This window comes from Microbacterium nanhaiense (assembly GCF_014646015.1).
GTDB classification, from domain to species: Bacteria; Actinomycetota; Actinomycetes; order Actinomycetales; family Microbacteriaceae; genus Microbacterium; species Microbacterium nanhaiense.
In genome coordinates, this window is record NZ_BMMQ01000009.1 from 37,408 (window position 1) to 58,682 (window position 21,275).

Genomic DNA, 21,275 nt, shown 5'->3' on the forward strand with positions numbered 1-21,275 from the left:
AGTCGCACCATGGAGTCTCCTCGTCCGGATCTCGGTCCGGTTCCGAAGCCCGCCCTCGCGGGGCTCGGCGCGCTCGCCGCGCTCAAGGCGCTCGGCCTCGTGCTCGTCGCGGGCGCCGTCGCCTCGGGCATCGCGGGCCTCGCCTCGGGCGACCTCGACGTCCGCGGCGTCATGATGCTCGGATCCGCGGGCGCGATCCTGCGGGCCGTGGCCGCCTGGGGCACGCGCGTCGTCGCGGCGCGTGTCGCAATCACCGTCAAACAGGACCTCCGCGGGCAGCTCTGGGACCGCATCGCCAGCGGCGACGCGGAGGGCGCCGAGGGCGAGGATCCGCACGCGGACCGCCCCGTGGATCCCGCGCGCATCTCGCAGGGGAGCGAACGCGAGGGCTCCATCGCCGTCCTCGCGACCGACGGCCTGGACGACCTCGACGACTACTTCTCGCAGAGCCTCCCGGCGATGATCCAGGCGGCCGTCGTGCCGCTCGTGGTGGGTGCCCGGATCCTCGGCGCGGACTGGCTGAGCGCCCTCATCATCGTGCTGACGATTCCCCTCGTGCCGGTGTTCATGATCCTCATCGGCAAGCACACGCAGGAGAAGACCGACGAGGCAACGGGCGCGCTCGCGCGCCTCGCCAACCACCTCACGGAGCTCGCCCGCGGGCTGCCCGTGCTCGTCGGGCTCGGCCGCGTCGACGAGCAGTCGCGCGCGCTCGCCGAGATCCAGGGCGAGTACCGCACGCGGACGCAGCGCACGCTGCGCACCGCCTTCCTCTCGGCGCTCGCGCTCGAGCTGATCTCCACGATTTCGGTCGCGCTCGTCGCCGTCGTGCTCGGCCTGCGGCTCATGCACGGCACCGTCGGGCTCGAGGCGGCGCTGCTCGCCCTCATCCTGGCGCCCGAGTGCTTCCAGGCGCTGCGCGAGCTCGGATCCGCCTTCCACTCGTCCCAGAACGGCGCGAGCGCGCTCGCGCGCGTGAAGCGGATCCTCGCCGGCGCCCGGCGCGGCGACGTACGCGGTGCGCGGCTGAACGTCGTGGCGCGGCAGGACGGCTCCGCCGCACGATCCCTCACGCGCCCCGAGCCACTCACGAAGCTTCCGGCGGGCTTCCCCTCGCTCGCCGAGGTCGTCGCCCAGCTCGGCGAACCCCTCGAGCGAGCCGCCGACGCCGCACCCACGACGATCGCGGTGCACGAGCTGACGGTGCGGCACGAGGGCCGCGCCCGCCCTACGCTCGAGCGCTTCTCCGCAAGCATCGGCGGCATCACGGCGGTGGCGGGGCCGAGCGGATCCGGGAAGTCGACCCTGCTCAAGGCGCTCGCGGGCGCTCTGCCCTCCTCCGCACACGCATCGGGCTGGGTCGTCGGCATCGACACCGACCGCACGGCATACGCCCCGCAGACGCCGCGGGCGTTCACCTCGACGCCATGGGACGAGCTCGCGCTCTACGGAGCCGAGGATCCGGGATCGCTCCTGACCGAGGTGGGCCTCGACCACCGCGCCGACGCCGCGACGGCGGAGCTGAGCCCCGGCGAGCAGCGGCGACTCGCCGTCGCCCGGGCGCTCGCCCGCGTCGACGCCGGCGCGACCCTGCTGATCCTCGACGAACCGACGGCGCACCTCGACCGGGCCTCGGCCGAGCTGGTGCGCGGCGCGATCCGCTGCCGCGCGAAGCGCGCCACGGTGGTGCTCGCAACCCACGAGCCCGAGACCCTCGCGCTCGCCGGCCGCATCGTGCGCGTCGCCGAGGGCGGCACCGTGCACCCCGGCGGTGCGGCCGAGCTCGGCGCGCCGGCGGATCCGGACGGCGCCGCGCGTGCGGCATCCGGCACGGTCGGGGTGCCCGTGTCGACGGGCCCCGTCCGAATCGCGGGCGGCCCGGCCTCCCAGGCGATCGAGCTGCCGAAGCTGCGCGGCCCGGGGCACCGCCCCGTCGCGCGCCGCGGATCCCGCTCGCGCCGCGAGATCCGAAGCCTGCTGCGCCCCGACGCGCTGCGCTGGGGCTTCGGCGCGCTGCTGGCGTTCGTCACGACCGGCATGGGCCTCGCCCTGACAGCCGTGTCGGGCTGGCTGATCGTGCGCGCCAGCGTCGAAGAGTTCATCATGTACCTGCTCGTCGCGATCGTCGGCGTGCGCTTCTTCGGCATCGGCCGCGCGGTGAGCCGCTACGGCGAGCGCCTCGCGACGCACGCCGCGTCCTTCGCGACCGTCGATCGCCTGCGGCTCCGGCTCTGGCGCGGCGTCGCCGCGCGCGGCGCCGGATCCCGCCGCCTCCTCGAGGGCGGATCCCCCGTCGACTACCTCGTGACGCTCGCCGACGATCTGCGCGATCAGCTGCCGCGCGTCATCCCCGGGGTGGTCGCGGGGCTTCTGGCGATCGTCGGCATCGTCGTCACGACCGCGCTCGTCGCCCCCGCCCTCGCCCTTCCCGTCGCCCTCGTGCTCGTGGTCGCGGCGGCCCTGAGCGGCGCGATCGCCGTGTGGGCCGCGCGCGGATCCATGCGGACGCGCGTGAAGGAGCGCTCGGCGCTCGCCCGCGGAACCGCGGCGCTCGCGCTCGCGGCCGACGACCTGCGCGCGAACGGCCGCGCCGTGCCGGCGATCGCGCGGCTCGACCGCGCGGGCGAGCGGCTCGCGCGGGCCGAACGCGGATCCGCCTGGTCGGCGGGGCTCGCCGACGCCGTCATCCTGCTCTGCTGCTCCGCGCTCGCGGCCGCCGTGCCCGTGCTCGCGGGCGGCCTCGCGGCGGAGTTCGCCTGCGTCGTCGCCCTGCTGGCCCTCGCGGCCGTCGAACCGCTCTCGGGCCTGGCGAACGCCTGCCACCGCGTTCCCGCTCTGCGCGAACTCGCGCGCCGCATCGCCCCGCTCGCGGACGAGCCTCCCGCCGTGATGACGGGCCGGACGCCCGTGCCTCGGCCCGTCTCCTCCGTCGCCCTCGACGACGTCGCGGCCGCCTACCCCGGCCAAGACGTTCCCGTGTTCCGCCACGTCTCCGGCGAGGTCGCGCCCGGCGAATGGCTCGTCGTGTCCGGCCCCAGCGGATCCGGCAAGTCGACCCTGCTCTCGGTCCTGATGGGCGCGCTCGCGCCGGTCGAGGGGACGGTCTACGCCTCCGAGGTCTCGCTCGCCCGCGCCGACGCCGCCAGCTGGCGCGACGCCGTCGCCTGGTGCCCGCAGGACGCGTACGTGTTCGACTCGCGGATCCGCGCAAACCTCGCGATCGCGCGCTCGCGCGAGAACGCGCCGACCGACGAGGAGATGACGGCCGCGCTCGCGCGCGTCGGGCTCTCGCTCGACCTCGACACCCGCGTCGGCGCCGGCGGATCCGCGCTCTCGGGCGGCGAGCGCCAGCGGCTCGCGGTCGCCCGCGCGCTGCTGACGAGCGCCGAGGTGATCCTGCTCGACGAGCCCGCCGCGCACCTCGACCGGCCCACCGCGGAGGCGATGATGGCCGACATCCGCCGCGCCACCGCCGACCGCATCGTGGTGCTCGTCTCGCACCGCCCCGACGCCCAGGCGCCGGAGGGGTCGCGGGTGATCGCGCTCGGGTAGCGGCTACTCGCCCTCGGCGAGGAAGAGGTCGACCTCGATCGTGCCGGTCTCCTCGACCTTCACGAAGCCGAGGTTAGGGGCGGTGACGCCGAAGTCGGCGAAGGTGATGGGGATGCTGCCCACGACCTCGGCGCGATCCTCCTCCACCGCGACCTGCGCCTCGAGGCTCACCTGCTGCGTCACGCCGTGCACCGTGAGTTCGCCAGCGAGGGTGACGGTCGAGGCGCCCGGCTCGAGCGCGACCGGATCCGTGAGCGCGAATGTCGCCGTCGGGAACTGATCCGTCTCGAGCGCGGTGTCGCGGAAGTACGCGTCGCGGTTGCCGGAGTCGGTCCCGACGCTCGCCATGTCCACCTCGATCTCGGCGGATTCCAGCGTTCCCTCGGCGATCTCGAGCGTGCCCGTGACCTGCTCGGTGCTGCCGCGCACCGTCACGTCCTCGCCCTGGAGCACCTCGTCGAGCTGGTAGCCCGCCGTCGAGCCCTCGGCGACCGTGAGCGTGCCCGTGTACGAGGCCACGTCGTCGGGGATCTCGCCCGAGGTCGAGAGCGTGGGGGCCGGCTCGGCCTTGTCGTTGGCCCACTGCGCGTACAGGCGGGGGCCGAACAGCACCGCCGCCGCCACGACCACGACGACGGCGACAGCAACGCCGATCAGAATCTTCGTTCGTTGTGCCACGTCGTCCTCCAGGGTCGATATCCACGAGTAGGAACAGCGTAAGGACGGGCGTCTATCCCCGAGCAGTTCTCTTTCTCGGAAACGCCCGTCGATTTCCCATGGCTTGCGTGCATCGTCGCGGCTCGAGGGCACGATCGTCGCAGGACACTGCATAGTCGTACATATATACGGCATTTGTCCTTGCCACTATCGAACATTATTGCTAAACTGGGCGCATAGCAACGACGTCGCAGGCTCCGCACAGCACCCTCCCGGTGCGTGAACGGATCGCTAGCGCGTTGCCCCTTGTGGCGCGTCTTGCCGACTCGATCGGGCATCTCTCCGATGCAGAGCTCGTTGCCGTCACGGGGCTCCTCGAGGGCCTGGGCCGTCACGTCGACGCCGCCAGGGTACGGGCCGCGGGCGAGGTCGATGCGCGTTCGGGGCGGGACCGCGAGTCGTCTCTCGCTCGCCGCTACGACAGCACGTCGGCCTCGGGCCTGCTCGCGCATACGACTCACGCCGCCCCCGGCGAGCTACGCGCACGCATCCGTCTCGATCGCCGGACTCGCCACGGCGCATCGCTCACGGGCGAGGAGCTCCCGCCCGATTATCCGGTGGTCGCGGCCGCTCTCCGCGAGGGCGCGATCGGGGTCGACGTCGCCGAGCACCTGACCGACGCCCTCGAGCGCGCCTCGAGAACCGCCGTCGTCGACCCGGTCGAGGCCGCGACGGCCGAGCGCGGGATCGTGAATGCCGCGGCGGCCGGGTTCGCCGGCGTCGGACCGATGGCGGGATCCGACAAGGCGCTGCCGCGCACCTTCGACGACTACCTCGCGGTCGAGGGCGCATGGGTCGAGTTCTTGACCCGTGACGGCATCGAGCCGTCCGCCGAGCAGGCCGCGAAGTATCGCGCCTTCTCCGTCGGCCGCGTGCGCTCGGATGGCCTCGCACACATCTTCGGCCGGGTCACCCCGGAGCTTGCCGGCGCGATGACGCGGCTTCTCGATGCGTACGTCGGTTCCACGGTGTCATTCGGTACGTCACCCGAACAATCGGCACCGGGCGAGCCCTGGGCCGACACCGACGTGGTCCCGGATCCGCGCACGAAGGCGCAGATCCGGGACGACGCGCTGATGTCGATGATCCAGGCCGCCGCCGCCTCGGCCGAGGCGCCCACGATCGGCGGTGCCGCACCCACGCTCGTCGTCACGATCGATGCCGAGCAGCTGGCTCACGACGGCGGTGTCGCCGACATCGACGGCATCGATATCGCCGTCCCGGCGCATGTCGCCCACCGCATCGCCTGCACGGGAGCGGTCCAGAAGGTGGTTTTCGGCACGGAGGGGCGCGTCCTCGCTCTCGGCTCCCCGCAGCGGCTGTTCACCTCCCACCAGCGCCGCGCGATCGCCGCGCGCGACGGTGGATGCATCATCCCGGGGTGTCACATCCCCGCCGCCTGGTGCGAGATCCACCACGTTAAGGAGCATTCCCGGGGTGGCGCGACCCACACCGATAATGGCGTGCTGCTCTGCTGGGCCCATCACCACGACATCGATTCCTCGGGCTGGGAGATCACGATGCGCGACGGCGTGCCGCACGTCAAGGCGCCGCGATGGATCGACCGGCGCGGCCTGTATCGCCCGGTCGTGGGTCGCAGGTCGCTTCGCGAGAGGGTGCGGCGGCGAAGCGAAAGCCTCGATCCACCCGTCGCCGCACACACGCACGACCACGCCACCACGGGATAGGGCGCGGCCCCTACAGCAGCCCGCGCAGCTCGTTCGCGTCGGTCTCGCGGCCCTGACCGTCGAGCATCGCGGCGAGGCGCATGACGGCGCCGACGTAGACGCCCGTGCCCTGCTCGCCATTGGCGAGCGAGGTGCGGTAGCGCGTCTCCGCTCGGCCCAGCTCCCCCAGTTCCTCAAGCGCGACCGCGGCGTGCATGTTCGCGACCGCCGCGAGGCCGCCACCGAACTCCGCCGCCCGGTCCGCGGCGCCCTCGAAGACGGCTGCCGCACGGGGCAGGTCGTCGAGGTGGCGCAGGCCGATGCCGCGCGAGATCTCGATGTCGACGGCGGCCGCGGGCGTCTCCGCGGCCACGGCGAGGGCGATCGCCTCGTCGAGGTTTGCCTCGCCGCCCGCGTCGCCGAACTGCATGCGCGCGCCGCCCAGGTTGTGCAGGGCCTCCACCAGGGTCCACGGATCGTCGTCATCAAGCCCGCGCGCCGCCTCCAGCGCCTCTTCGAAGGCGTCGACGGCGTCGGGATCGCCGTGCTCGCGCTCGAGGTTTCCGAGCGCCGTCTGCACGTTGATGATCGCGCGCGGCTCGCCGAGCTGCTGCGCCATGCCTGCGGCCTCCATGTACGAACGGAAGGCGAGGCCCGGGTCCTCCGCCTGCTGCGCCACCTCGGCGAGCTTCATGAGCGTCGGGAGGATCTCGTTCGGCGCGGCCTCCGCCTCGGATTCGGCCCGGTAGATGTCCTCGAAGGTCTCGAGCGCGGCCTGCGTGTAGCCGGCGGCCTGCTGCGCGGATCCGAGCTGCCAGGTGATCGATGGATCGGGCTCGCCGGAGCGCTCGGAGGCCCGGGCGGCGAACTCGAGGCGCGCCACCGACTCATCGAAACGGCCGGTCTCGGCGAGCATGAGACCCGCCGTGCGGGCGACCTCCGCGGCGTAGCTCGCCTGCCCCTCGGCCTGGGCGACGTCGGTGAGCAGGCCGTCGAGGATCTCGATCGCCTCGTCCCGACGGTCCGCGTGCGCGAGGCCGATCGCGCCGAGCCGGCGCAGCTCGCCGGCGGGCTGCCCCGCCGCGCGCGGATCCCGCAGCGCGGCGAGCGCGAACTCGCCCGCCTCGGGGCCGCGCTGGCTGTTGAGGAGCGTCACGAGCCGCAGCGTCGCGAGGCGCACGAACAGCAGGAAGGGATCCTCGTCCGTCAAAGATTCCAGCGCCGCGTCAATCGCGTTGAGGCGGCCATCCGGCTCCTCGGCGTCGGGCTGCGCCCCGACCGAGAGGAAGTGGGCGAGCATCCACGCCCACGCGTCCGGGTCGTCGGCGCCGCGGTCGAGCTCCGCCGAGATCGCCGCCGCGGCGCCCTCCTCCGCGCCCGGCGCCGCGAAGCGGCCGAGGCGCTCCTGCGCATCGGCGAGCTCGCCCCAGTCGGCGGCGCGCAGGGCCTGGATCCGCCGGGCGAGCAGCTCGCTCACGGCGGCCTCGTCGCCCCGGTCGACGGCCTCGTCGATCCGGTCGCTCCAGACGACCGGCGCGAAGCGCGGATCCTCCAGGGCCTTCTCCCGAGCCTCCTCCACGGCGGCGGCGGAACCGCCCCACATCTGCCGGCGGCGGGCGAGCGAGGCCCAGCCGCGGGCGTCGCTCGGCAGCGCCTCGGACGCCGCGGCGGCGGGCGTGTATCCCTCGCCGCCGAAGGGCGCGGGGATCCTCTCGCCGCGCAGCGCGCGACGGCGGGCGACGGCCGCGGCGGATCCGGTCGTGCGGTCGCGCTCGTCGAGCTTGCCGGCGAGCTCCGCCGCCGCCGACCACGCCCGCTCGGCGAACTGGGCGGCCGTGAGCACGCCCTCATGGCCGAGAAGGCGGCGCAGGCCCGCCTCGTCGGATCCGCGCACGGGCACGTCGCCGCGCCCCGCGTCGACCAACGCGTCGAGCAGCACCGCGACCCGGCTGAGAGTGTGCATCGTGCTGCGCTCGTTGAACGGCGCGGCCGCGATCGACGGCAGGTGGCGCTCGATCATGTCGAGACCGCGGGTGAGGTTCCCGGAGACGGCGAGGAACGGCAGGTGCTGCGCGAACATCGTGCCCTCCGCGTGGTACTGCCGCACGAGGCGATAGCTGGCGGCGTGCATCGCGAGCGCCTCGTCCGCGCGGCCCGCGCGCAGCAGCGGGAGCAGCATGGTCGCGTCGACGCGCTCCGGCTCCTCGCCGCACGAGTAGTTGCCCGCGTGGATCTCCTGCCACAGCGCCATGGCGCGGTCGGCGTCGCCCGAGGCGAGGGCGAGGTCGACGTCGCTCGAGCGCACGCACGCGTCGCAGTGCGAGTGGTCGTCCTTCGGGTGCAGGTCGCGCTCTGCGGTGATCCGCTGCGCGAGCTCGACGTCGCCCGAGCTGAGGGCGAGGTCGCGGCGCACCTGCAGCAGCCCGTGCATGCTGAGGCCGGCCTCGCGGAAGCGGCGCTCGAGGTCGTCGACGACGTTCTCGATCTGCGCGAGCGGGAAGCCCGAGTTCTGCGCGAGGTCGCTCGCCATCCACTTGCCCTGGAAGAGCAGGTCGGCGCCGTCCTCCTCGCCGAAGGGGTCGATGGGGAAGCGCGCGGGATCCGAATCGTGCTTCGCGACGCACCACCCGTAGGAGGGGATCATGATCTCGGTGTCGTCGAGCCAGCTCGCCGCCGAGGTCAGGCGCATCCGCGCCTTGTAGGCGAGGTCCTCGTCGCCCTCCTCGTCCGCGAGGCGCACCGCGAGCTGGGCGGCGGCGAGGCGCTCCGGCCCCATGAAGATGTGGTCGAGGGCCTCGAGTGCCTCGCGTGCGGTCGTCGGCTCGCTCACAGCGTGCCCCCTTCGTGGTCGGTGAATCCGGCGCTGAGCGACACCATGTCGCCGAGCGCCTGGGTGAGAATGCGTCGGTCGTTCGCCTGGAGCGGCCGCTGCGAGGCGAGCAGCGCCTGCACGTACAGCAGCCGCACGGTGCGGCTCAGCACGAGCTCGTCGCCGAGGCGGGCGAGGCGCTTCACGAGCGGGCTGCGCCAATTGAGGCACAGCTGCGCGGCCTGCGCGGCCTCCGGATCCGTGGCGCGGCGCTTGTCGATCAGGTCACCGACGCTGCCGACGATGCCGCCCCAGAGGCCGCCGCCGATGTCGCCCTTGGCCTGCTCGCGGTCGATCCGGCGCTGCACCTCCGGATCCACGACGACGAGCGCCGGCAGCTCCTCCGGTGCGAACTGCCGCGTGGTCACGGCGCACCCGACGTCGGAGAGCGCCGTCGTGGCGCGGGCCTCGAGTTCGACGGCGAGCACCCGGTCGTCGAGCGGCACGGGGGCGAGGTCGTCGAGGATCTCGTTGACGCTCGCGCGCGTCACGGGGATCCCGAGCACCTCGGGCAGGCGCCGCATGATCGCGGCCTGGTGCACGTAGCCGCCGTTGACGACGGGGTGTCCGTCGCGGGCGACGGCCGCGATCTGACGGAACTCGTCGACCGACTCGGTGTAGCGCGCGCCGCCGTAGCGCTCGGCGAGCTCGCCGATCGTCATGTCGCCCGCCGAGGTCTCGACGGGCAGCCACGGCAGCACGGTGCGGGCGAACTCGTCGTCGCCGAGCGTCATCGCCTTGAGCGCGAGGTGGTGCACGCCCAGGAAGCGCTGGAACACCCACGGCTTCGCGCGGGCCTGCTCGAGGATCCACGCGCGCACGGCGGCCCCGATCTGCTCACGCGTGTGCTCGAGCGCCGGGGAGTCGACGAACGATTCGCGCGACGCCGTCGGCGCGAGCCCCGTCGTGTCGAGCACCGCGCGCACGAAGAACGCCCACTCGGGCAGCAGGTCATCGACGTGCTCGCTCACGAGCATGCGTCCGAGGTAGACGGTGTTCGCCTGGCGGGCCCCGGGAGGCGGCGCGTAGGGCAGCACGTAGGCGACGCCCCGCGTCTGGGTGCCCTCGATGTTCAGCCGGATCGCGTCGAGCGGCCGCGCGCCCAGCACCTGCTCCCCGAAGGCGAGCAGCTGCTCGCGGTCTTCCGCGAGGAACTCGGGCTCGCGCGACACGCGCCGCCAGGATCCGCCCTCCTCCTGCACCCGCACCGCGACGGGCAGGTAGCGGCCGAAGTGCTCCGCGAGCTTCGTCACCTGCTCGCGGGCGAGCATCGCCGCGTCGTCGGGGCGCGGCGAGAGCACGATCTCCGTGCCGATCGGCAGGGCGCGCGTGTCCTCGTCGCTCAGCTCGCGGATCCGGAACTCGCCCGACGCGTCGCCGACCCACTCGATCGCGGGCGCGCCCTTCGCCGAACGGCTCGTGACGTGGATCCGGTCGCTCACCATGAAGCAGCTCAGCAGGCCGATGCCGAACTGGCCGAGGTAGCCCTCGCGGCGCTCGCCGAGGATGTCGTCGCGCTTCGAGCTGCGCCCCACGGTCGACAGCAGCTCGGCCGCCTCCTCCGCCGTGAGGCCCACACCGTCGTCGCGGAAGCGGAACTCGCCGGGCCCCGCGGGCACGATGTCGAGCGTGCCCGCGGGAGCCGACGGATCCAGGTCGTGCCGCGCGCGAATCGCGTCGCGGCCGTTCTGCAACAGCTCCCGCAGGAACACCTGCGGGCTGGAGTAGATGTGGCGGCCGAGCAGATCGACCACTCCCCGAAGATCAACCTGGAAAGGACGTGCGGTCGTATCGGTCACTCGTCGATTATGCCGCGGATCCTTTTGCTCCCGGTAGCAAACCCGGGCGGCGCGGGGGCGTGCATCGCAAGGCGGAGGAGGGAAGGCGCACCGAGGTGCGTCGACCGATCGACAACGCCGCGAGGCGCGCTCCCGCGCCGTTCGGTCACCAGATGGAGACGCGCTGGTCCCGGGGAAGCCACAGCTCGTCGCCCTCCGTGACGCCGAAGGCCTCGTAGAAGGCGTCGACGTTGCGGGCGATCTGGTTCGCGCGGAACTCGTTGGGCGAGTGCGGGTCGACCGTGAGCAGGCGGATCGCCTCGGCGTCGCGGATCGCGAGCTGCCAGACCTGCGCGTACGAGAGGAACACGCGCTGCGTTCCGGTGTAGCCGTCGATCACGGGCGACTCGGCCCCGTCGAGCGAGCGCTCGTACGCCTTCAGTGCGATCGAGAGGCCGCCGAGGTCGCCGATGTTCTCGCCGATCGTGAGGGCGCCGTTGACCGTGTGCTCCTCGCCCAGCGCCTTCGGCGACAGCGCGTTGTACTGCGCGATGAGGGCGCCCGTGCGCTCCTCGAACGCCGCGCGGTCTTCGTCGGTCCACCAGTTGTTGAGGGCGCCGGATCCGTCGTACTGCGAACCCTGGTCGTCGAAGCCGTGCCCGATCTCGTGGCCGATCACGGCGCCGATGCCGCCGTAGTTCGCGGCCGCGTCGCGGTTCGGGTCGAAGAACGGGTACTGCAGGATCGCCGCCGGGAAGACGATCTCGTTCATGAGCGGGTTGTAGTAGGCGTTAACCGTCTGCGGGCTCATGAACCATTCGTCGCGGTCGATCGGCTTCCCGATCTTGCTGAGCTCGCGGTGGTGGCCGAACTCCGCCGCACGGCGCACGTTGCCGACGAGGTCGGTCGGGTCGATCTCGAGGCGCGAGTAGTCGATCCACTTCACCGGGTAGCCGATCTTCGGCACGAAGGTGTCGAGCTTGGCGAGCGCCTTCTCGCGGGTCGCGGGCGTCATCCACTCGAGGTTTGTGATCGACTCGCGGTAGGCCTCGACGACGTTCGTCACGAGCTCGTCCATCTGCGCCTTCGCCGCCGGCGGGAAGTGCCGCTCGACGTAGGCCTTGCCGATGACGTCGCCGAGCGCGCCCTCGGCGAGGCTCACGCCGCGCTTCCAGCGGCCGCGCATCTCGGGCACGCCCTGGAGCGTGGTGCCGACGAAGGAGAAGTTCTCCTCGATCAGGTCATCCGTCAGGTAGGGGGCGGCCGAGCGCACGATCTTCCAGCGCAGCCAGGTCTTCCAGTCGTCGAGGTTCTCCTCGGTGAGGAGGGATCCGAGGCCCGTGAGGAACGACGGCTGCATGACGTTGACCTCGGCGAACGCGTCCGCGGCGACGCCCTCGAGGATCGCGTCGCGCCACGGCGCGAGGTCTCGGCCCGCGAGCTCCTGCACGGCGTCCCAGGTCATGAGGTTGTAGCCGGCGACGGCGTCGCGGCTCTTCACGTTGTCCCAGTGGTGGCTCGCGACGCGCGTCTCGAGATCCATGATCCGCATCGCGCTCTCCGCCGGCTCCGCGATCTTCGCGAGCGTCAACATGCGCTCCACGTGCTGCACGAACGCCTCGCGGATCGGCGCGAAGACGTCCTCGCGGTAGTACTGCTCGTCGGGCAGCGAAATGCCCGCCTGGGTGAAGAACGGCACGTAGCGCTCGGGGTTGCCCGGATCCGGCTCGATGAAGACGCCGATGACGTTGGTCACGCCCTGGCGGTCGAGTTCGCTGACGGTGCGGAGGAACGCGCTGACGTCGGTGACGGCGTCGACCGCGGCGAGCTGATCCTGGATCGGGTCGAGGCCGAGCGCCGCGATGCGCTCGGTGTCCATGAAGCTCGTGAAGATATCGCCGACCTTGCGGGCCTCGGCGCCCTCGGGGGCTTGCTGCGCCTCTTCGACGATGACGCGCACGTCCTTCTCGGCCTGCTCGGCGAGCTCCATGAAGGATCCCCAGCGCGCCTTGTCGGAGGGGATCTCGGTGCGGTCGAGCCACGCGCCGTTCACGTGGCGGTAGAGGTCGTCCTGCGGACGGATGTCTGCGGAGAAGTCGTCGGATGCGAGCCCGGAGGGAAGAGTCATGTCTCCACCCTAAGAGCGCCGCCGGGGCGTGTCCCACTTGTGGCGGGAATAGCGCCCCCATACCCGCACCAAGTGGGACACGGTACAAGGCGTGTCCCAGTTATGGCGGGAATAGCCACCCCATACCCGCACTAAGTGGGACACGCTCCTCATAGAGTGGCTGTGTGACCCGTTCCCTCAATCGCTCGATCCTCGCGCTCGCGATTCCCGCCTTCGGGTCGCTCATCGTCGAACCGGTCTTCCTCGCGGTCGACACCGCGATGATCGGGCACCTCGGCGTCACCGAGCTCGCCGGCATCGGCATCGCCTCGAGCGTGCTGCAGACCCTCGTCGGGCTCATGGTGTTCCTCGCCTACTCGACGACGCCCGCGGTGGCACGGCTGTTCGGATCCGGGAACACCGCCGGCGCGATCTCGCGCGGCATCGACGGGATGTGGCTCGCGGTCGGCATCGGGGCGGCGCTCGCGGTCGTCGGTTACCTGCTCTCTCCGTGGGCCGTGACGCTGTTCCGGCCGAGCGGTGACGTGTTCGACCAGGCCACGATCTACCTGCAGCTGAGCATGTGGGGCCTGCCCGCGATGCTCGTGATCTTCGCGGCGACGGGCCTGCTCCGCGGACTGCAAGACACCATCACCCCGCTGTGGATCGCCGGCTTCGGCTTCGCCGCGAACGCCCTGCTGAACTGGGCGTTCATCTACGGCGCGGGGTGGGGCATCGCCGGATCCGCGGCCGGCACGATCGTCGCCCAGTGGGGCATGGTCGTCGCATACGTCGTCATCATCGCCCGCCTCGCCCGGCGTCACGGCGCGAGCGCATCGCCCTCCCGCGGCGGCATCGGCGGCACCGCGAGGACGGGCGGCTGGCTCTTCCTCCGCACGGTCGCGCTGCGCGTCGGCCTCCTCCTCACGGTCGGGGCGGCGACGGCGCTCGGCACCGAGGAGCTCGCCGGCTGGCAGATCGTGTTCACCGTGTCGTCGTTCGCGGCCTTCGCGCTCGACTCGCTCGCGATCGCGGCGCAGGCGCTCATCGGCAAGCACCTCGGATCCGGTGACGAGAGCGCCGTGCGCTTCGTGCTGCGCCGAACGGTCGCCTGGGGCGGGGCGGGCGGCGCCGTGCTGGGCGTGATCGTCGCGGGCCTGTCGCCCCTCCTCGGCGTCATGTTCACGGGCCAATGGTCGATGTCGTGGCTGACGATGCCGGCGCTCATCCTCATGAGCGTGCTCATGCCGATCGCGGGCATCGTCTACGTGCTCGATGGCGTGCTCATGGGGGCGAACGACTCGCGGTACCTCGCCCTCGCGGGCGCCGTGAACCTCGCGCCCTTCGTGATCTACCTCGCCGTCCTGCTGACGGTCGCCCCGCACGGATCCTGGGGTCTCCTCTTCGTCGCGCTCGGCTTCTTCGGCGTGCTGATGGGCATGCGCTGGTGGACGCTGGGGCGCCGGGTGCGCGGATCCGCGTGGCTGAAGAACGCCGCCTGAGGAACTCACCGGCGCGCGGGCGCGCGCGTGAGGAGAAACTCTCCCACACGTAACACGAGCGATGCGGAGGCGAAACCGCCGATCGACAGGGTGAGAGTGTTCACCACTCCATCCGTCATCGGAGGCAGCATGTCGTACGTGAAACCCGCCGAACTCGCGCAGAGCATGATCGAGGCCGGCCAGTCGAAGGTCCTGATGTCGACCCGCGACACCCTCATCCGCGGCTACATGGGCGGCGCCATCCTCACGCTCGGTGCCGCGTTCGCGATCACCATCACGGCGCAGACGGGCGAGCCCCTGCTCGGCGCGATCCTCTTCCCCGTCGGCTTCATCCTGCTGTATCTGCTGGGCTTCGACCTCCTGACGGGCGTGTTCACGCTCGCGCCGGTGGCGCTCATCGACAAGCGCCCCGGCATCAACATCGCGGGCGTTCTGCGCACCTGGGGCCTCGTCTTCCTCGGCAACTTCGCGGGAGCCTTCACGGTCGCCATCGCGATGGCGATCTACTTCACCTACGGCTTCACCTCGGAACCGAGCGCCGTCGGCCTCGCGCTCAGCGAGATCGGCCACGGCCGCACCGTCGGCTACGCCGAGCACGGCGCCGGCGGCATGCTCACGCTCTTCACCCGCGGTGTGCTGTGCAACTGGATGGTGTCGACGGGCGTCGTCGCGGCGATGATGGCGAAGGACGTCATCGGCAAGGTCTTCGTCATGTGGATGCCGATCATGCTGTTCTTCTACATGGGCTTCGAGCACTCCGTCGTGAACATGTTCCTCTTCCCCACCGGCCTGCTCCTCGGCGCCGACTTCACGATCGGCGACTACCTCATCTGGAACGAGATCCCGACCGTCCTCGGCAACCTCGTCGGCGGACTGACCTTCGTGGGGCTCACGATCTACGTGACGCACGCCCGCACCGCCCCGAAGCGCGTGCCCCTCACCCGCCCGAACGGCCGGCGCTTCGCCTCGCACCACGCGCGCGTCCCCGCGGAGCTCCTCGAGCAGCACGTCCGCTGACCTCGCACCGTGAAGCGGCGGGCGTCCCGGGAGGGGCGCCCGCCGCTTCGTCGTGCGCTCAGGCGCCGATCGCGGCAGCGTAGCGCGCGGCGACGATCTGCGCGATGCGGGGCTCCGCGGATCCGTCGGGGGAGAGCCCCAACGGATCCGTCACGACGTCGGCGCCGGAGCGCGCGACGAGGGTCGCGAAGTGCCCCGGCGCGAGCACGTAGCTCGCGACGACGACGCGGTCCGCGCCGGCCTCGCGTGCCTCCCGCACCGCCTCGGCGACGCTCGGGGCGGCGCCGTACGCGTATCCGGCGGTCACGGGGTGCGGCAGGCGCTCGGCGAGCGCGGCGCGCACCTCCTCCACGCGCTCGGCCGCCTCGGGCCGCGAGGATCCGGACGCCGCGAGCACGACGCGGTCGCCGTCGCGGAGACCCGCCGAGGCGAGGCGGTCGACGAGCACGTCGACGAGCAGCGGATCCGGCCCGAGGGTGCCCGTCGCCGTCACTCCCGGCCGCGAGGACGCGGCCCGGCCGATGTCGACGGAGGTGTGGAATCCGGGAGACAGAAGCAGCGGGACGATCACGGTCGGGCCGTCGATCGAGGCAACGACCTCGTCGACCTGCGGGTGCTGCACGTCGACGTAGGTCTCGTGCGTCGGGGCGCGGACGAGGGCGCGCGCGGCGTCGACGATCGCCGAGATCACGGCGCGGCCCTCGGCGGAGTCGGTGCCGTGCGAGCAGCACACCAGGGTGGGTCGGGTCATGCGTCCTCCTCGAGGTCGAGACGATAGCCGCGCTTGACGACCGTGCGGACGAGCCGGGGCAGCCCGAGCGCCTCGCGCAGCCGCGCGATCGCCATCTCGAGAGCGTGGTCGTTGACGGTGTGCGCCGGAAGGGCGTCGAGAAGCGCGCGCCGGGACACCACGGCCCCGCGGGCCTCGAACAGCACGCGGAGCACGGCGAGGCCGGTCGGCGACAGGGGCGTGTAGCGCCCGCCGATCACGACGCCGGTGCTGCGGAGCGACAGCTCCCCCGCGGACGTCGCGATCCTCGGGCGTCCCGCGCCGAGCTGCGCGACGACGCCGCGGATGAGGGATCCGAGCCTCCCGCGCTCCGCGATGAACACCGACAGGGCGTGGTCGCCGAGGGGCGCGGCCGTCGCGGGGCCGACGGCGGCCAGCAGGAGCTGTCCGCTCGCGGCGCGGCGGCGGATCCCCTCGAGCGCGCCGCACTCGCGGGCCGCCGTCACCCACTCGTACGCGCCGGGGGCGGAGGTGAACACGACCGCGTCGACCGAGCCCGCGCCCGCGGCGAGGGTCGAGGCGCGCACGGCCTCCGGATCCGCGGGCGGGCCCCAGCGGTACATCGTGAGGCTCACGACGGATGCGCCGTGCGCGGCGAAGAGCTCGTCGAGCCCATCGGCGCCGGAGCCGTGGTGCTGCACCGCGACCCGGCAGCCCGCGACGCCCTCCCCGACGAGGCGCTCGCCGAGCTCCGCGGCGGTCTCGCTCTCGGGAACCCAGGCGACGGGAAGCCCGGCCTGCTGCACGGCGCCGCGCGCCTTCGCGCCGCGCGCGACGATCCGGGCCCGCGCGAGCACGCGGTCCAGGTCTCCCGCGAGACCGGCCTCGTCGGCGGCTTCGATCCACGCGCGAAACCCGATGCCCGTCGTGGCGACGACGACATCGGGTGGGTTATCGATGAGTTCCCTCGTGCGGGCGATGAGGGCCTCATCGTCGGCGTGGGGGACGATCGTGAGCGAGGGCGCGCGCAGCACGACCGCGCCGTGGCGCTCGAAGGCCGCGGTGATCTCCGCGGTGCGCCGATCGGCGGTCAGCACGATGCGACAGCCCTCGAGCGCCATCGACAGCGGGGGCGCCGTCACGCCGGGGCCCGTCTCTTCTGGGCCGCCACCGGCAGCAGCAGCTCGGGTGCGGCGACCTCTCCGATCACGATCACGGCGGGGTTGCGCACCCCGGCCCGGGCGGCGTCCTCCGCGGCGCGGCCGAGGGTCGAGTGCGTCGTGCGCTGCCGCTCGGTGTGGCCGTTCTCGACGAACGCGACGGGGCGTGCGGCCGGAACCCCCGCGGCGAGCGCCCGCTCGGCGAGCGAGCCGAACGCCGCCACGCCCATCAGCAGAACGGTCGTCACCTCGGCGTCGGCGAGCGCCTCGCGCGTGGCGGCCGTGAACTCGTGCTGGCCGTTGATGATGTGCACGCTCGAGGCGACGCCGCGGTGGGTCACGGGGATCCCCGCGGCCTGCGGCACGGCGACGGCGCTCGTGGGGGCCGGCACGACCTCGACGGGGACGCCCGCCTCGAGGCAGGCCGTGACCTCCTCGCCGCCGCGACCGAAGACGAAGGGATCCCCGCCCTTCAGGCGGACGACCCGCTTTCCCGCCGTGGCGTGCTCGACGAGCAGCGCGTTGATCTCGTCCTGCGATGCCGAGTGGTGTCCCGGCGCCTTGCCCACGTGGATCACCTGCACGTCGGGATCGAGCTCGTCGAGCACGCCGACGGGGCCGAGGCGGTCGGCGATCACGACGTCGGCCTCGGCGAGCAGCCGGCGGGCGCGGATCGTCATGAGATCGATGGGCCCGGGGCCGCCGCCCACGAGCGCGACACCGCCCGGCGCGGACGCCCGCACGCGCCGGAGGTCGGCCCCGCCGCGGTCGAGCACCTCCCGGATCCGCGACGACACGCGCGCGGAGCGGCGCGGGTCGACGCCCGCGTCGCCCACGACGCCGACGATGACGTCGCCCGAGCGCACCTCGCTCGTCATGCGGGCGCTGCCGTGCGAGCCGTCGGAGGCGTTGACGCAGAGGATCCGCTCGGCCTCGCACCACGCCGCCACGAGCGCGTCGACCTCGCGGTCGCCCGTCGCGGTGTGCACGAACCATGCCCGGTCGATGTCCGATCGGCGCACCGCGTGCGAGCGCCAGGCGAGGCCGTGGTCGTCGACCAGGGCGCGCACCTCGGGGCTCAGCTGCGGCGCGACGACGACCGCGTGCGCGCCCTCCGCGACGAGCCGCGTCAGCCGCCGCGCCGTCACAGATCCGCCGCCCACGAGCACGACCCGCCGGCCCGTCAGCGACACTCCCAGTGTCATCGTCATGATGTCTCCTTCCACCGAACGAGCACGCGATCCCCGTCGAGGCCGACGGGGAAGACAGCGATGGGGCGGTCGTCCTTGCCCTGCGTCTCGAGCACGACGCCCGTGCGCAGATCCCACGACTGCTTGTGCAGCGGCGACGAGATCGTCGGCGCCTCGCTGCCGTCGACGAGGGTGCGCGAGCCGACGATTCCGCGGGAGAGCACGTGCGCGCCCGAGTAGGGGTCGTGGTTCGACACGGCCCGCACGGATCCGTCGCGCAGCAGGAACAACGCGAGCTGCTCGCCCTCGATCAGGGCCGCGCGGCCGCGCTCGACCTCGAGGTCGGCGAGGGTGCAGACGGGGATCCAGGTGGAGCTCATCGCCGCACCTCCAGCGTCGTGCCGGCGATCATGACCGCCCCGGAGTCGCGCTCCTCGCGAGACGCGGGACGCGGCTGGCCGCGCTCGGCGACGTACGCGAGCGACGGATCCGGGGTGGCGGGCGCGTTGACGAAGGACTGGAAGCGGCGCAGCTTCTCCGGATCCCTCAGGGTCGCGGCCCATTCGTCCTCGTAGGTGTCGACGTGCCGCTCCATCGCCCGGTCGAGGTCGTCGCAGATGCCGAGGGCGTCGTCGAAGATCACCTCGCGGAGCCCGTCGATGCCGCCCTCGAGCTCGACGATCCACGGCGCGGTGCGCTGCAGTCGATCGGCCGTGCGGATGTAGTACATGAAGAAGCGGTCGATCGCGCGGATGAGCTCGTCGTCGCTCAGCCCCTCGGCGAGGAGGTCGGCGTGGCGGGGCGTGAAGCCGCCGTTTCCGCCGACGTACATGTTCCAGCCGTTTTCGCTGGCGATCACGCCGACGTCCTTGCCGCGGGCCTCCGCGCACTCGCGCGCGCAGCCCGAGACGCCGACCTTGAGCTTGTGCGGCGAGCGTAGGCCGCGGTAGCGCAGCTCGAGGCGCACCGCCATCCCGACCGCGTCCTGCACGCCGTAGCGGCACCAGGTGGATCCGACGCACGACTTCACGGTGCGCAGCGCCTTGCCGTATGCCTGGCCCGATTCGAAACCCGCACCGACGAGCCGCTCCCAGATGAGGGGCAGCTGCTCGAGGCGGGCGCCGAACATGTCGATGCGCTGCGCGCCCGTGAGCTTCGTGTAGAGGCCGAAGTCGCGTGCGATCTCTCCGATCGCGACGAGCCCCTCCGGCGTCACCTCGCCGCCGGGCATGCGCGGCACCACGGAGTAGGAGCCGTCCTTCTGCATGTTCGCCATGACGTGGTCGTTCGTGTCCTGCAGCGTCGCGTTCTCGCCGTCGAGCACGTGTGCGCCGACGAGGCTCGACAGGATGCTCGCGACGGTCGGCTTGCACACGTCGCACCCGCGTCCGCGGCCGAAGCGCTCGATGATCTCGCTGAAGGTCGTGAGCTCGGCGACGCGGATGGCGTCGAAGAGCTGCCGGCGCGACAGCTCGAAGTGCTCGCACAGCGCGCTCGACAGGGTCTTGCCCTGGGCGAGCAGCTCCTTGCCGACGAGCTTCTTCACCATGGTCACGCAGGATCCGCAGGTGGCGCCCGCGCGCGTGCACGCCTTCACCGCGTCGGCGTCCTCGCAGCCCTCCTCGTGGACGGCCGCGCGGATCCGGCCCGCCGACACCGACGAGCAGGAGCACACGATCGCCTCGTCCGGCAGCTCGCCCGCGGGGGCCTCGACCCCGCCCTCGGGCATCAGGTAGGCGACCGGGTCGGCCCCGAGCGGGCCGCCGACGAGCGGGCGGAGCGAACCGTAGGCGCTCGCGTCGCCCACGAGCACGCCGCCGAGGAGCGTCGAGGCGTCGTCGGAGAGCACGAGCTTCTTGTAGACGCCGCCGACGGGATCCGCGTAGACGACGTCGAGGGCGTTCGGCGTCGCCGCCATCGCGTCGCCGAAGCTCGCGACGTCGACGCCGGAGAGCTTCAGCTTGGTCGACTCGTCGTATCCGGGGAACACCGCCGAGCCGCCGCTGAGGCGGTCGGCGAGGACCTCCGCCATGGCGTAGCCGGGCGCGACGAGCCCGACGCTGCGTCCCGCGTAGTTGGCGACCTCGCCGATGGCGTACACCGACCGGTCCGCCGTCATGCAGCCGTCGTCGATGAGCACGCCGCCGTTCGCGTGCGAGGCGATGCCCGCCTCGCGCGCCAGCTCGTCGTTCGGCCGCACCCCTACGGTGAAGATCACGATGTCGGCCTCCTCGTAGGAGCCGTCGGGGAACTCGAGCGCGGCGACCTGCGAGGCCGCCGTCGGCGCGATCCGCGTGGTGCGCGACTCGCACCGCACCCCGATCCCCCGGGCCCGGATCAGGCGCCCCAGCACCTCGCCGCCCGCCCGGTCGATCTGGCTCGACAGCAGGTGCGTGCCGGAGTGGATGACGGTGCAGTCGACGTCGAGGCCCTGCAGTGCGCCCGCGGCCTCGAGGCCCAGCAGCCCGCCGCCGACGACCGTGCCGCGCAGCGGCCGGCCGAGCGCCGCGGAGCGATCGCGCACGAAGGACTCGATCGCCTGGAGATCCTCGATCGTGCGATAGACGAAGCATCCGTCGAGGCGGGCGCCGTCGATCGCGGGGCGGGCGGCGTAGGATCCGGTCGCGAGAACGAGGGCGTCGTAGGCGTACGAGGCGCGCGACTCGGTCCAGACCAGCCGGCCCGCGCGGTCGATGAAGCTCGCGCGATCGCCCGTCACGAGCGTGACGCGCGGATCCGCGAAGGGCGCCGGATCCAGCGCCAGCTCCTCGGCCGACCGGCCCTCGAAGTAGGAGGTGAGGCCGACGCGATCGTACGGACCGCGGCGCTCCTCGCCGAGAACGGTGATCTGCCAGGGCACGTCCTGCCGGGCGAGCAGGCTCTCGACGAAACGGTGAGCGACCATGCCCGCGCCGACGACGACGATCCGCCGGGCGGAGGTGGGGGTGGCGTGTGCGGGGCTCATGCGAGCCACGTTAGGGACGGC

The 21,275-nt window shown here is 72.6% G+C and carries 13 protein-coding genes; 4 read left to right on the top strand and 9 right to left on the bottom strand.

Annotated features, from left to right (window positions below; translation table 11 throughout):
- The first annotated feature begins 9 nt into the window (after window positions 1-9).
- On the top strand, window positions 10-3,552 hold the full coding sequence (cydC, locus tag IEX05_RS12970; protein ID WP_188702525.1) for a thiol reductant ABC exporter subunit CydC: 3,543 nt from the start codon (window positions 10-12) through the stop codon (window positions 3,550-3,552).
- 3 nt (window positions 3,553-3,555) lie between these two features.
- Here cydC and IEX05_RS12975 read toward each other — a convergent pair whose 3' ends face one another.
- Window positions 3,556-4,230 carry a YceI family protein gene (locus IEX05_RS12975; RefSeq protein ID WP_188702527.1) on the bottom strand — a complete coding sequence of 225 codons (675 nt, stop codon included), beginning with the start codon at window positions 4,228-4,230 and terminating at the stop codon, window positions 3,556-3,558.
- Between the two features lie 287 nt (window positions 4,231-4,517).
- Here IEX05_RS12975 and IEX05_RS12980 point away from each other — a divergent pair, with 287 nt between their 5' ends.
- On the top strand, window positions 4,518-5,957 hold the full coding sequence (locus IEX05_RS12980; protein WP_188702529.1) for an HNH endonuclease signature motif containing protein: 1,440 nt from the start codon (window positions 4,518-4,520) through the stop codon (window positions 5,955-5,957).
- A gap of 10 nt (window positions 5,958-5,967) precedes the next feature.
- Here the strand turns inward: IEX05_RS12980 and IEX05_RS12985 are convergent, their stop codons facing one another.
- The 3 genes from IEX05_RS12985 to IEX05_RS12995 form a co-directional block, all read right to left on the bottom strand.
- Entirely contained in the window at window positions 5,968-8,766 is a 2,799-nt protein-coding gene (locus tag IEX05_RS12985; protein ID WP_188702530.1) for a hypothetical protein, read from the bottom strand.
- Window positions 8,763-10,604, bottom strand: coding sequence for an HSP90 family protein (locus tag IEX05_RS12990; RefSeq protein WP_188702533.1), 1,842 nt, complete (start codon window positions 10,602-10,604; stop codon window positions 8,763-8,765). The genes IEX05_RS12985 and IEX05_RS12990 overlap by 4 nt, the downstream gene beginning before the upstream one ends.
- Before the next feature lie 145 nt (window positions 10,605-10,749).
- Window positions 10,750-12,711 carry a M13 family metallopeptidase gene (locus IEX05_RS12995; RefSeq protein WP_188702535.1) on the bottom strand — a complete coding sequence of 654 codons (1,962 nt, stop codon included), beginning with the start codon at window positions 12,709-12,711 and terminating at the stop codon, window positions 10,750-10,752.
- A gap of 164 nt (window positions 12,712-12,875) precedes the next feature.
- Between IEX05_RS12995 and IEX05_RS13000 the strand changes: the two genes are divergently transcribed.
- Together IEX05_RS13000 and IEX05_RS13005 are read left to right on the top strand one after the other, a co-directional pair.
- Complete coding sequence (locus IEX05_RS13000; protein ID WP_188702537.1) at window positions 12,876-14,192, top strand: MATE family efflux transporter; 1,317 nt, start codon at window positions 12,876-12,878, stop codon at window positions 14,190-14,192.
- A 129-nt stretch (window positions 14,193-14,321) separates the two neighbouring features.
- Window positions 14,322-15,209 carry a formate/nitrite transporter family protein gene (locus tag IEX05_RS13005; RefSeq protein WP_188702539.1) on the top strand — a complete coding sequence of 296 codons (888 nt, stop codon included), beginning with the start codon at window positions 14,322-14,324 and terminating at the stop codon, window positions 15,207-15,209.
- 58 nt (window positions 15,210-15,267) lie between these two features.
- Here IEX05_RS13005 and IEX05_RS13010 read toward each other — a convergent pair whose 3' ends face one another.
- The 5 genes from IEX05_RS13010 to nirB are packed head-to-tail and all read right to left on the bottom strand — an operon-like array spanning window position 15,268 to window position 21,254.
- Window positions 15,268-15,960, bottom strand: coding sequence for a sirohydrochlorin chelatase (locus tag IEX05_RS13010; protein WP_188702541.1), 693 nt, complete (start codon window positions 15,958-15,960; stop codon window positions 15,268-15,270).
- On the bottom strand, window positions 15,957-17,081 hold the full coding sequence (locus IEX05_RS13015) for a uroporphyrinogen-III synthase (RefSeq protein ID WP_373286306.1): 1,125 nt from the start codon (window positions 17,079-17,081) through the stop codon (window positions 15,957-15,959). The genes IEX05_RS13010 and IEX05_RS13015 overlap by 4 nt, the downstream gene beginning before the upstream one ends.
- Entirely contained in the window at window positions 17,078-18,310 is a 1,233-nt protein-coding gene (cobA, locus tag IEX05_RS13020) for a uroporphyrinogen-III C-methyltransferase (protein ID WP_188702543.1), read from the bottom strand. Before cobA ends, IEX05_RS13015 begins: the two co-directional genes overlap by 4 nt.
- A complete protein-coding gene (nirD, locus tag IEX05_RS13025; protein ID WP_188702545.1) occupies window positions 18,307-18,669 on the bottom strand; it encodes a nitrite reductase small subunit NirD in 363 nt (120 codons plus the stop codon). The genes cobA and nirD overlap by 4 nt, the downstream gene beginning before the upstream one ends.
- Window positions 18,666-21,254 (bottom strand): nitrite reductase large subunit NirB, encoded by a 2,589-nt coding sequence (gene nirB, locus IEX05_RS13030; protein WP_188702548.1) that lies wholly within the window; start codon window positions 21,252-21,254, stop codon window positions 18,666-18,668. Before nirB ends, nirD begins: the two co-directional genes overlap by 4 nt.
- Between the last annotated feature and the right edge of the window lie 21 nt (window positions 21,255-21,275).

Coding starts and splice junctions, on each gene's coding strand:
- cydC (WP_188702525.1), top strand. CDS start 10: ATGGAGTCTCCTCGTCCGGATCTCGGTCCGGTTCCGAAGCCCGCCCTC.
- IEX05_RS12995 (WP_188702535.1), bottom strand. CDS start 12,711: ATGACTCTTCCCTCCGGGCTCGCATCCGACGACTTCTCCGCAGACATC.
- IEX05_RS13005 (WP_188702539.1), top strand. CDS start 14,322: ATGTCGTACGTGAAACCCGCCGAACTCGCGCAGAGCATGATCGAGGCC.
- IEX05_RS13010 (WP_188702541.1), bottom strand. CDS start 15,960: ATGACCCGACCCACCCTGGTGTGCTGCTCGCACGGCACCGACTCCGCC.
- cobA (WP_188702543.1), bottom strand. CDS start 18,310: ATGACGATGACACTGGGAGTGTCGCTGACGGGCCGGCGGGTCGTGCTC.
- nirD (WP_188702545.1), bottom strand. CDS start 18,669: ATGAGCTCCACCTGGATCCCCGTCTGCACCCTCGCCGACCTCGAGGTC.
- nirB (WP_188702548.1), bottom strand. CDS start 21,254: ATGAGCCCCGCACACGCCACCCCCACCTCCGCCCGGCGGATCGTCGTC.